A 12586-nucleotide genomic window follows, 5' to 3' on the forward strand; every position below is an offset into this window, starting at 1 on the left:
CATTCCCTCACTTTTTGAAATTAATTTTTCTTTTGATGAAAAGCACGAATTGTTAATTTCATTCTATGATAACACTACCCAAATGTGAAGGCAATTATTCATAATTTCTCAATAAATGAAATTATAATTTCAAAAAAAAGAGAACTTAAATGAAATATTAGTTTCATTGTACAAACAAAAAAGAAAGTCAAACTTCATATGCACATTGTATGTCCAATATACCGAAATTTCCCCTTCATTTTTCCCTTTTTTATTAAAGTTTTCTTTCTTTTTTGACGTTTTTGAACTCATATGTTTTAATCTATATAGCTGTAAATTGACTCCTTACTGAGTCATTTACATATTTTTTAAAGCCTTATAACTCTCTTATTCTATGAAAACAACCGTCTTACTAAGGCGGTTATTACCACAAGGGAAGGTGATCCTATGGCACAGCGAAGTACATTATGGATATCGATAAGATTAAAGAAATCCCAGAAGAAGAGCGGGCAAAACTGAAAAAAATTACTGACAAATTTGTTTTCCGGGTAAATGAGTACTATTTAAGTTTAATTAACTGGGAGGATCCTAACGATCCGATAAAAAACCTTGTTATTCCTAACGAAGGAGAACTTGAAGAGTATGGACGCTGGGATGCATCAGATGAAGATACAAACTATGCAGCACCAGGATGCCAGCATAAGTATAAAACGACTGCTCTTTTGATCTGTTCGGAGGTTTGCGGAGCCTATTGTCGTTACTGTTTCCGCAAGCGTTTATTCAGAAATGATGTAAAAGAAGCCATGTCAGACGTTGATCCAGGAATTGAATACATCCGAAATACTCCTGAAATCAATAACGTGCTGCTTACTGGGGGAGATCCTCTTATTCTTGCAACGAAAAAGCTGCGCTATATCATTGAAAAGCTCCGTGAGATTCCTCATGTAAAAATTATTCGCATCGGTTCAAAGCTTCCTGTATTTAATCCAATGCGTATTTATGAGGATGAAGAATTGTTACAATTAATCAGTGAGTACTCTACGCCAGACAATAGAATTTATATTATGGCTCACGTAAACCATCCTCGTGAAATCACGGCGGAAGCTAAAAAAGGCTTTGATGCATTGCATAAAGCTGGGGCCATTGTCGTAAATCAAACGCCAGTATTAAAAGGGATTAATGATAATCCGGATGATCTGGCAGAATTGCTTGATAAGCTTTCCTGGGCAGGAGTAACTCCTTATTACTTCTTTATTAACCGCCCTGTTGCCGGTAACAATGATTTTGTACTTACCTTAAAAGAGGCGTATGACGCTGTAGAAGCTGCTAAAGCGAAAACAAGCGGACTAGGAAAAAGAATTCGTTTGTCCATGAGTCATACTTCAGGAAAAATTGAAATTCTTGGCATTGAAGACGGAAAAGCATATCTTAAATATCATCAATCCCGAGATGAGGAATATGGTAAGTTTATGGTTCTCGACTATCCTGAAAATGCAGCTTGGTTTGATGATCTGCCAGGAAACGAACAATACTGGACGAAGCCTAAGAAAAAGGTGGAAGAAGTCGTTTCAGTAAATGAAATGCCTGATATGCCTCAAGCCGAAAAGCCCTCAAGAAAAAGAAAGTAACAACACAGTAAGTAAAGCGTAAGCTTGCGCGCTGGCTTAGAAACTTAAACACAAAACAACGTCCCGCTCAATCAATGAACGGGACGTTTGTTTTATTTTTTTATCCGATTTATCAATGTACCAATTTCATTAACAGTAATTTCAATCTCATCTCCTGGCTGCAGAAATTTCGGAGGTGTAAATCCTTTCCTACTCCTGCAGGGTCCCTGTAGCAATTACATCACCCGGTTCAAGTGTCATTCCTTTAGACAGGATATGTATAAGGGTTGGAATATCAAAAATAAGCTGAGAAGTATTCCCTTTCTGGCGTATCTCCCCATTCACTTTTGTTATCAGCTCCAACTTATCAGGATGAGAAACAGCATCTTTATGAACGATATAAGGTCCCATAGGACAGCTTGTATCTAAACTCTTTCCTAGAAAGAATTGTTTATGATTTTGTTGAAGGTCTCTTGCTGTAACATCATTGATGAGCGTATACCCGAAAATATAATCCATTGCTTCCTCTTTCGAGATCCCTCTTCCCCTTCTGCCTATAACTACTCCAATTTCACCTTCATAATCCAATTCACTTGTTACCTCTTTATGGGGATCAATTTCCTCTTCCTGACCAATAATCGTCGTGGGGGCTTTCGTGAAGACAATTGGGTGAGAAGGAAGATTTTCGGCGCCCATTTCTGCCGCATGATCTGCATAATTTTTGCCAATACAAAGGACGTTCTTTGGCGGCTGAGGGATAGACGCACGTCTCTATCTGATAATGAATAAATTCCATTCGTTTTACTTTCTTTCTGGTGAGAAGCCCACTCTACTACTTTCTTAATTTCCACCATCACTTCTGCGCCCTGTTCAATAATCCCTGCGACCGTTTCAGGAATGGAGACTTCATTTTTCATCGCAAACTGAGCCTGTTTTAAATCAATGATCTGCTCCTGTTCTGATACCACACCTGCTGTTTCATATTCTCCGATTCTTGCTGTCACAAACTTCATGTTCTGTCGCACACCTTCCTGTTTTCATATAGTAATAAATTAGCAGTACAAAAAAGGATTCTCTCCATTATGGAAAGAATCCTGCCTTTTTAGCGCTTTTCCTTATTCAGATCCGAGCCCTACTGAAAAATACGGGAACATGCCTTCAATATCTCTTGAGGCTTGTTCTAAAGAATCTTCTTGCTGAAGCTCTTCTACAATTGCTGACTGCCAATGTCCTTCGTAGCATCCTCTAAAATCAAAACGAGCATGGTTAGTAAACACTCCATCCCCTTCAATACATTCTGGAAATTCTTGTAATAAAGAAGGAGGATCTTCAATAAACAAACGGATATTTATCACTTCTCCCTTCACTTCTTCCTGCGCGGCAAAGCCAAATTCATATAATCTTTCGATTACTAAATAAGAAGAAAAAGGAATCAATACCTTCTGACCCTCTTCTACCTGTTCGAATCCTTGCGGAGTAACAATGGTTTCCCCATAGGAAGCCCTGTCTGTAAACCCTTCAGCTATCCAAAAGTAAAACCCAATCATCAGAATAGCGAGGAGAACCGCTCCGCCTCGTTCCCACCGTTTACTGCCTTCCTTCTTCAAATTTTTTATGCCTTTTTGCATGAGCCAGCCTAAACCTGACACGAGAATGATAATGGTTACTGAGAGAAGTAAATAAAAAAACCACGGGGTAAATGTCATCATATGTATCATATCCTTTTCCTTTTTCGCCTTCTTCTATGAAAAACCTCTGTTTTATCATACAGTTAAACAATGCCAGCCTGTAAAGACAACAGAAATATGGTATCATACTCCTAGCATAAATGGCGAACGATCTTCTTTTAAAAACATACCCACCTCTTTAAAAAGGTCGCGTCACATAGAAAGAGGGATCTTATGAAAGTCGTAATTAGTACGTTAAATGCAAAATATATTCATACATGTTTGGCTCTGCGCTGCTTAAAAGCCTATGCTGAACCTGATTATCAATTAGAAATGGCTGAGTATACCATTAAAGACCCGGCAATGAATATCGTAACCAGCCTATTTGAAAAAGAACCGGATGTCATTGGTTTTTCCTGTTATATTTGGAACATAGAAGAAACTATTCAGGTCGTAAGCATGCTTAAAAAAATCCGGCCAGAGCTCACGATTGTTTTGGGCGGACCCGAAGTTTCCTACGACACAAAGTACTGGATGGAAAGGGTTCCTGAGGTTGATTTCATTGTCATGGGTGAAGGGGAAGAATCATTTAAGCACCTTTTACAGGAAATAGAGGGAGAGCAAAAATACCATTTCCTTTTTGGAACAGCCTACCGAAAGGACGGAGAAGTTGTTATTTCACCTCCTCGTCCCAAATTTAACTTAAACGAAATGAATTCGCCATATCGCTTTGCAGAAGATCTTAGTGAGCTAGGAAAACGAATCACGTATTTTGAAACCTCTCGAGGGTGCCCTTTCAGCTGTCAATTTTGCTTATCCTCCATTGAAACCGGAGTCAGATATTTTGATATGGAAAAAATCAAAGACGACCTCTTGTACTTAATTGATAACGGGGCTAAAATGATTAAGTTTGTCGACCGCACGTTCAATATTAAGAGAGACTATGCCCTTGAAATCTTTGATTTCCTTATTAAAAACCATAAAGGGTGTCAATTCCAGTTTGAAATTACAGCAGATATCATGCGCCCGGAAGTCTTGGATTTCCTTAATAAAAATGCCCCCAAGGGCCTGTTTCGCTTTGAAATTGGTGTTCAATCAACAAATGATGCTACCAATGAGCTTGTAAAACGAAAAACAAAACTTCAAAAAAGCTTCAGCGGACAGTAACGATGGTAAAAGAGGGGGGCAAAATCGACCAGCATCTGGATTTAATCGCTGGTTTGCCGGAAGAAGATTATACGCGCTTTAAACAGACATTTAACGACGTATTTGAGATGCGGCCTGAAGAGCTGCAGCTCGGCTTTTTAAAAATGCTCCGGGGAACTGGCCTGCGTCTTCGAGCCGAAGACCACGGTTACGTCTATATGGATCACGCGCCATATGAAATGCTCAAAAACAATATACTAAGCTTTAGTGATATTTCCCGAATTAAGCGAGTGGAAGACGTGTTAGAAAAGTACTGGAATGATCATCGGATGGATCATACAATTGAATACCTGGTAGAACACACCTTTTCAACTCCTTTTGACTTCTTTCAGGATTTCGGTGACTACTGGGAAAAGCAGGGCTGGAGCAGAATAGGGCATCAGCTGGAAGACCTTTTCCTTCGCCTTCATGAATTTTTATTAGATATAGATACAGAACATTTATCTGTCATTGAAGGCTTAATGAAGTATGATTATTTCCTTCATCAAAAGCACAAACCTAGAAAGGTATGGTGGGAGCATACCTTATCAAAAAAAGAGCATTCCTCTCTCCTCAAAAGTCTGGCACATGCTCCGTCGCTGGCAGGGCCTTCCTTTGAAAGTCTTCAGGCGTCGGAAAAAGAACTTCATAAGCATTCGGTAACTGAGCTTCTTGATTTCTCATTAAGCCATTATTTACAAACTGGTACGTTCTTGAAGGAGCCAGAATACTTGATTGTGTATTACCATACGCAAACGAAAGAAAAACAAGTCTTTCATTTGCCCCTGTCCTCTGCAAAGATTGTAGAAGCGTAAAACGTAAAGCATTAATAAACTTCACCTAGTACTTCATTATGAAAAGAGAGGACCTCTCATCATATCCATTTGTCCAAAGAAGATCGTAAAATCCTCAGGGAGGGGAATTATGACCTTCTTTACATATTTAATGAAGCTGATTCCCTTACTGTAAACCTGCTTTTATTTTACGGCCTGGCAACATTCTACTTTTGGCTCTATACAGAAGCTTTTTTCCTTCCCTCCTGTGAAAAAGGGGAAGAAAAAAGCTGTAGGGAAAGTTAGGTATGTAGAAGAATATATTACTTATTTTGCAGACATGTTATTGTAATCAGACTGGAAAATGGGAGCAAGATTAGTTTAAATAATATTTCTTGATGTACTCTTTTGCCTGAGAAAGCATCTCCTCATGTTCTTCTTCACTTGCTAACACTACATTGCCAAAATGAAGAGGTGGGAGGGGAGTAAAGCCGCAAAAGGAAAAGATGGCTTCCTCCATTATTTTATTTACACTATCGGCCATCCCGCTTCCCTCATACTCTTCTTTAGGAGAGCCAGTTGTATAAATAACACCAACTTCCTTTCCTTTCATTTTTCCGATCGGATCCTCTCCGTCCAATTCATAAGCAAACCCATATGAAAGAATACGATCAAGATACCCTTTTCCCGCGGCTGGAAATGTTCCCCACCAAAGTGGAAAAATAATCGTTATCTTGTCTGCCCACTCCATATATCTATGTTCTTCTTTTACTTCTCGAGGATATATGCCTTGAAGAGAATCTTTATATTCTTTTCTTGATAACACAGGAGATAAGGCCAGCTGGTGAATATCTCTTACCATTACTTCTTCCCCGCTGCTTTGAAACGTTTCTTTCACTTTTTGTAAAATGGCTCCGTTAAAACTATCTTTGTCAGGATGCATAAATAATATTAATTGCTTTCCCATCCTCTCAGTCCTTTCTATTTTATCTACCTGGTTCATGATCTGAATTCTTACCGCAAATACCTTCCAGTCAGCTGGCTTTCCTGTTTGCCAGTCAATTTTTATCATTAGCCTGCTGTCATTCACTTTCTTTCCCTTTTTCTCGTTATTTTACCCATTTACGTATGTATGATAGATTTGGCCGTTTATAAGTCTAAAAAGAAGGATATATAACGAACGAATGACACAGATAAAATTTTATAGCTGGTAACGGAGGCGAAGATCATCATGAATAAACTACTAACAGGACTTGCTGTTTGGACACTGTTTATGTTTATTATGGGAATGCTGTTTCCCATCCAGACAACTTCAGGTGCAAACCAATTTGGGATGATTCTGCAAAGCTATACCATCTATGGATTTTTCTCCTTAATACCCATTGTATTCTTTGGCTCTATCGTATCCTTTATCGCTGACTTTCTTGCTCGTCAGGCTGAAAAACATTTCAATACGATTTCTTTTATCCTTCACCTGATCGGAGGATCACTTGCCTATTTATTCACTTACAATATTGACATTACAATTATGGCTATGATTGCAGCTATGTTATTCTTTGTAGCTGACCGAAGCTTTTGGATCATCAGCAGGATGCCCAACCGTCAGTATATGGCCAAAAACCTTCCTATCGTACTAGGTGTAGTAGGTGTAACCGCTATGGTAATGGGGTCTTCAATGTAAGAAATAGTGTAAAGACTGTTCCCAGTGCACCAAACAGTCTTTACGTGCTACATAATTTCTATCAAAACGACTTGGTTGTTTTGTTAGGAAGAGGGTAATAATTGGGCTTTCCCAAATAAAACCCTTGTACATAATGAAAGCCCAGGCTTTTTACAAAGTCTGCTTCTTCTTTCTTTTCAATCCCTTCTGGTACAGCTCGTGCAGCTATAGTCAGCCATTAAGAATACCCTCCTTAAGGTAAGCAGTAATCCTTTTTTCTTAGAACTATTTTACCATTATTTACTGAAGCTGAAACAAAAAAGCAGACCTCTCTATTAGAGAAATCTACTTATTTTTATTATATTCACTAAGCAATTTTTCAGCTGCCTGGGCAGGGGGGAGGGTCCCCTCTGTTACTTTCTTCTTCGTATCTGTTAAGATCTCTTTAATATAAGGGTTTTCATAGAAGTCCCTTTTTAACTGTTCTTCAATCAAAGAGTCCATCCATTCTGAAAGCTGATTTTGCCTTCGTTTCTGAAAAACACCTGACTTCAAAGTCTTTTCTTTATATTTGTTAATTATATTCCACAAGTCATCAATTCCGTTTCCAGTTAAAGCGGAAATTGTATAGGCTTTAGTTTCCCACCCTTGCGTAGCCGGCTGAAGAAAATGAAGAAGGCGATTATATTCAGCCTTCGCATTTTCAGCTGTCTGTTTATTTGGGCCGTCTGCTTTATTAATGAAAAGAGCATCAGCTATTTCCATGACGCCTTTTTTCATTCCCTGCAGTTCATCTCCTGCTCCAGTCAGCATCAGAACTAAGAAGAAATCTACCATGGAACGGACAGTTATTTCACTTTGGCCGACGCCAACTGTTTCTACAATAATAACGTCATAGCCTGCCGCTTCACAAATTAACATCGTTCCCGGCTTTTTCTGGATACTCCCCCAAGTGTCCCCCCAGAAGGAGAAGGCCTTACAAAGGCTTGCTGGTTTTTGGAAAGCTTCTCCATTCTCGTCTTATCACCAAGAATACTGCCTTTACTTACACTTGAAGAAGGATCTACCGCTAGAACTGCTACATGATGGCCCCTGTCACAAAGCTTTGTGCCAAGTGATTCAATCAGCGTGCTTTTACCGGCTCCTGGCACGCCGGTAATTCCTAAACGAATCGAATTTCCTGTATAGGCATTAAAAGCCTTAACACTTCCTGTGATTTATGAAAATACTTGGGTGAATTGCTTTCAACCAAGGTTATGGCCCTGGCGATAGTGGCCCTGTCACCGTTTAATACACCTTCTACATACTGCTCTACTGACAGCGTTCTCCTTCTTTTCGGGTGATTTCGGTTTTCCTGGTATTTATTTTCCATGTACACTTGCCCCTTTCGCTGCATGGACTCTCTTATCCTCCATCCCTTTTCGAAACATACAGGGGACTTTGCCGCTTCATTATATTTCCTCTTCTATTCTTTGATTCACTTCCTCTAGGACTTGTTTAGCTGCTGCTGGAATTACAGTACCTGGTCCAAAGATCGCAGCTGCACCTTGTTTCTTTAAGAATTCATAGTCCTGTGCCGGAATCACACCACCTATAACCACCACTATATCTTCTCGCCCAAGCTTTCTTAATTCAGCTATGACTTCTGGCAGGAGAGTTTTGTGACCTGCTGCCAATGAGCTCATTCCAAGGATATGGACATCATTCTCTACAGCCTGGACAGCTGCTTCTTGAGGGGTTTGAAACAACGGACCGATGTCTACATCAAATCCTAAGTCGGCAAATGCTGTGGAAATTACTTTTGCTCCCCTGTCATGGCCGTCCTGTCCCATTTTAGCTACCATAATACGAGGACGCCTTCCTTCTCTCTGGGCAAATTCATCCGTAAGCTCACGCACCTCCTTCATAAGCTCCTCCTCTCCATATTCTGCAATGTAAACCCCGCTGATTGAGCGAGTCACTGCCTGGTGGCGGCCGGCCTTTTCTTCAATAGCATCAGAAATCTCTCCAAGGCTTGCTCTTGCCCTCGCTGCCTCAACCGCAAGCTCTAGTAGATTTCCTTTACCCGACTCAGCGGCATCTCCTAAAGCCTGAAGGGCCTCTTTCACCTTTGCTTCACTTCTCTCTTCCCGAAGCTTTTCCAGCCTTTTTATTTGGGCAGCTCTTACTGCACTGTTATCGATGTCTAATATATCAAGAGGCTCTTCCTGTTCAAGACGGTACTTATTAATCCCAACGACAGTTCCTTGCCAGAGTCAATATGAGCCTGCCTCCTGGCAGCCGCTTCTTCAATTCTCATTTTAGGAAGGCCAGTTTCTATGGCTTTTGACATGCCCCCTAAATCATCCACTTCCTGAATATGATCCCAGGCTTTTTTAGCAAGCCGGGCCGTAAGAGTTTCCACATAATACGACCCACCCCAAGGATCAACCACATTGGTAATCCCGGTTTCTTCTTGTAAGTAAAGCTGAGTATTACGGGCGATTCTGGCAGAAAAGTCTGTAGGCAGGGCAATCGCTTCATCCAAAGCATTGGTATGAAGGGACTGAGTATGCCCTAAAGCTGCCGCCATTGCTTCGATGTTTGTCCGAACCACATTGTTATATGGATCCTGCTCTGTTAAGCTCCAGCCTGAAGTTTGAGAGTGGGTTCTAAGAGCCATTGACTTTTCGTTTTTGGGCTGGAAAGACTTCATTAATTTTGCCCAAAGAAGCCTGGCTGCTCTCATTTTTGCAATCTCCATGTAATAATTCATCCTATAGCCCAGAAAAAAGATAGCCGGGGTGCAAATGAATCAATGTCAATTCCTGCTTTCAATCCTGTTCGAACATATTCCAGACCGTCCGCAAGAGTATAGCCCAGCTCCAGATCTGCTGTAGCTCCGGCTTCCTGCATATGATAGCCTGAGATAGAAATGCTGTTAAATTTCGGCATACGTTCTGACGTGTATTTAAAAATATCTGCAATAATTCTCATAGACATATCAGGAGGATAAATATACGTATTTCTCACCATATATTCTTTTAATATATCATTTTGAATTGTACCGGTCAGTTGTTCCTGACTCACTCCTTGTTCTTCTGCGGCGACAATATAAAAAGCCATTACAGGGAGAACAGCCCCGTTCATCGTCATAGACACTGACATTTCATTTAAAGGAATGCCATCAAAAAGAATCTTCATATCCAGTATAGAATCCACAGCTACCCCTGCTTTTCCAACATCTCCTACCACACGGGATGATCTGAATCATATCCTCTGTGCGTTGCGAGATCAAAGGCAATTGACAGTCCTTTTTGTCCTGCTTCCAGATTTCTCCGGTAAAATGCATTGGATTCTTCAGCAGTCGAGTAACCAGCATACTGGCGTACCGTCCAAGGGCGTGTTTTATACATAGCAGGGTATGGACCTCTTAAAAATGGAGGAATGCCAGATACATAGTCTACATGCTTAAAGTCTTTTATATCCTCCTGACTGTATACCTTTTTTACTGGAATTTTTTCAACAGTTTCAAAGCTGCCCTCAGAAGCAGAAAAGCTTTCTAATTCCGGTTTGGCGGGATTCTCTTGGGGCCGATAGCTTATTTTGGTGAAATCAGGCCTGCTCATATGCTTCAGCTCCTTTCTTTTGTTGAAGTGTTTTCAGAAGTTCATAGGCGTTCGACCTAGAGAAACTGTGCCATCCAGCCCTTTTTCCATAAGAATGGTGTGCAGGGAGTCAGGTGTTTTACCTGCAATCATCACAGTAACGGTAGGATCTGTCTTTTTGATTCCTTCAATAATTTCAGGAGCCATGGTTGAGTAATCCTCTTCTTTTCCACACAAAACAACAAAAGGAGCTTTGGCTTTCATTGCTTTTTCAACTGCCTCTTGAGCGTGCAGTGAACCGTTTTCAGAGATTACTTTAAACCCGCCTGTCTGAAAAAATCCAGTAACAAAATCAGCTCGAGGCTTATAATCGCGAAGTTCTCCTAAGTTAACCAGGAACGTTTTCAATGGTTCTCCCGACTTTTCTTCAAAGGCCAGTGCATTTTTGCGGAGAGTCTCAAATCGTTCTGCTCCTCTTTTTTGTTCAATAGATGTAATCTCATTTCCTGGCACCTGCTTTCCACACCACGTTGCGATCTGGCCAAGGGTCCACCCTTTTTTCGCTCGCTCAATTCCCTCGTAAACGATTGAAGCTCTAGTTTCTCTTTCCTCAATATCTTCCGTTCTCTTTTTTGAGGTCGTCTTCTGCACAAATTCTTCAATCTCTTGACTGTCATCTTCCGGAATGACGCTTACTGGATTTTCCTCTATGTCGGGGTATTGATTCGTGCCAACAAATACCTTTTTGCGGTGATTTATATCAATTTCTTTTCTTGAGGAAATGTCTTCTACCCTTTTTTGTACTGCACCGTTTTCTATCGCTTTTGTCATTCCACCTTTCCGTTCTATTTCCTGAAACAATTTCCACGCTTTCTCTGCCAGTTCATTTGTCATGGTTTCAATATAATACGAACCCCCTGCCGCGTCTGCCGTTTTCCCTATATGTGCTTCTTCCTGCAAAATCACCTGGGTATTTCTTGCTATTCGGCGGGAAAAAGAGGTAGGTTTTTGGAAGCTTTCATCAAATGGGCTCACCTGTATACTGTCTGCCTGACCAATTGCTGCTGAGAAGGCTTCCGATGAAGCTCTTAGTATATTGACATATGGATCATACAGAGTCTTTGTCCAAGAAGAGGTTCTTGCATGGATATTCATCTTCCTTGCCTTTTCGTCCTCTGTATAGCTGCCATAACGTTTGCCCACAAAGAACGAGCTGCTCTCAGCTTTGCTATTTCTAAAAAATAATCTGACCCGATAGAAAATTGAAAACGGATCCTTTTCGCAGCCTCCTCAGGAGGAATTTTCCGTTCCTTTAATTCTTCTATATAAGTTACTGCTGTAGCCAGTGCATAAGCTAACTCTTCAACTGCGCTTGCCCCTCCATTATGATAGGGAGAAGTGGAAACAAGTATCGTTTTCACCGGGCACTCTTGTTCCTGACACCACCGAACGATTTCAGCCATCCCATTAAAAATCTTTTCAAGTTCATAAGTTAACTCTCCTTTTATTACCCAGGCACCAAAAGGATCAGCCGCTATACTTCCTTTCAGTTCTTTAACGCTTCCATCTAAAGCAGCTAAAAAAAGGGAAAAAACAGGAAGAGGATGCTCCCCGGTTTCAACATGAAAAGGAACGTCTGCCGCTTCTATGCTTTGTAAAGCCGTTTTTACATCCTCTGCATTACAAATGGAGAGTCCTTCTTTTCCCGCTGCTTCTTTTCCATCGAATGGATCGATTCCAAGCTTTACATTTTGGTCCAGCATAATGACCAAAGAATTTTGTCCTCGTTGAATATCATGCTTTAATGCACAGTGGAATCTCTCCGGCGTACTCTCTCTTATTTCCTGTGAAATCTCCCAGGGTGTTTTCACAGGAAGCGAAGTTGAAGTACCCCGAGTATAGGGAAATTGTCCTGGCATTACATTTATAAAAGGCAAGCCGGCAATATCCTCTTTTCTGTAAAGGGGATGGATCGTAATCCCTTCGTAAGTCTGGGTAAGAAGCTTGCGTTCATAGGATGCTCCTTTTAACGATTTCTCTGCTGTTTCCTTCCAGGAGACTGTAGCCGGAATAGGAAAGTCGCAAATTTGTTCCATTGTTTTTTTAACATCCTCTTGATTCATGTTTT

General features: G+C 40.7%; 4 protein-coding genes and 5 pseudogenes. 3 read left to right on the top strand and 6 right to left on the bottom strand.

Translation table 11 applies throughout. The annotated features are described in order from the left end of the window. Window positions 1–446: 446 nt before the first annotated feature. Entirely contained in the window at window positions 447–1607 is a 1161-nt protein-coding gene (locus tag JCM19033_RS01095; RefSeq protein WP_054634965.1) for a KamA family radical SAM protein, read from the top strand. 92 nt (window positions 1608–1699) lie between these two features. Here JCM19033_RS01095 and JCM19033_RS24830 read toward each other — a convergent pair. Together JCM19033_RS24830 and JCM19033_RS01105 are read right to left on the bottom strand one after the other, a co-directional pair. Beyond that, window positions 1700–2599: pseudogene (locus JCM19033_RS24830) on the bottom strand (fumarylacetoacetate hydrolase family protein). Window positions 2600–2701: 102 nt separating this feature from the next. After that, window positions 2702–3295 (bottom strand): hypothetical protein, encoded by a 594-nt coding sequence (locus JCM19033_RS01105; protein ID WP_054634966.1) that lies wholly within the window; start codon window positions 3293–3295, stop codon window positions 2702–2704. A 192-nt stretch (window positions 3296–3487) separates the two neighbouring features. Between JCM19033_RS01105 and JCM19033_RS01110 the strand changes: the two are divergent. Then, a pseudogene (locus JCM19033_RS01110) lies at window positions 3488–5253 on the top strand (B12-binding domain-containing radical SAM protein). Window positions 5254–5587: 334 nt separating this feature from the next. Here JCM19033_RS01110 and JCM19033_RS01120 read toward each other — a convergent pair. Next, entirely contained in the window at window positions 5588–6283 is a 696-nt protein-coding gene (locus tag JCM19033_RS01120) for an NAD(P)H-dependent oxidoreductase (protein ID WP_054634968.1), read from the bottom strand. Window positions 6284–6442: 159 nt separating this feature from the next. On the opposite strand from JCM19033_RS01120, the gene JCM19033_RS01125 reads away from it, so the two are divergent. Then, window positions 6443–6892, top strand: coding sequence for a hypothetical protein (locus tag JCM19033_RS01125; protein ID WP_054634969.1), 450 nt, complete (start codon window positions 6443–6445; stop codon window positions 6890–6892). A 324-nt stretch (window positions 6893–7216) separates the two neighbouring features. On the opposite strand, the pseudogene meaB reads toward JCM19033_RS01125, so the two are convergent. From meaB to JCM19033_RS27850, 3 pseudogenes are all read right to left on the bottom strand, one after another. Continuing rightward, window positions 7217–8243 (bottom strand): annotated as a pseudogene (meaB, locus tag JCM19033_RS01130) (methylmalonyl Co-A mutase-associated GTPase MeaB). Window positions 8244–8322: 79 nt separating this feature from the next. After that, window positions 8323–10479 (bottom strand): annotated as a pseudogene (gene scpA, locus JCM19033_RS01135) (methylmalonyl-CoA mutase). Between the two features lie 33 nt (window positions 10480–10512). Further along, window positions 10513–12581, bottom strand: a pseudogene (locus JCM19033_RS27850) (methylmalonyl-CoA mutase family protein). Window positions 12582–12586 lie beyond the last annotated feature (5 nt).

The organism is Thalassobacillus sp. C254 (assembly GCF_001310615.1).

What these genes read in the sequence shown, in the direction of transcription:
- JCM19033_RS01095 (WP_054634965.1), top strand. Translation starts at nt 447, where the DNA reads ATGGATATCGATAAGATTAAAGAAATCCCAGAAGAAGAGCGGGCAAAA.
- JCM19033_RS01105 (WP_054634966.1), bottom strand. Translation starts at nt 3,295, where the DNA reads ATGATGACATTTACCCCGTGGTTTTTTTATTTACTTCTCTCAGTAACC.
- JCM19033_RS01120 (WP_054634968.1), bottom strand. Translation starts at nt 6,283, where the DNA reads ATGATAAAAATTGACTGGCAAACAGGAAAGCCAGCTGACTGGAAGGTA.
- JCM19033_RS01125 (WP_054634969.1), top strand. Translation starts at nt 6,443, where the DNA reads ATGAATAAACTACTAACAGGACTTGCTGTTTGGACACTGTTTATGTTT.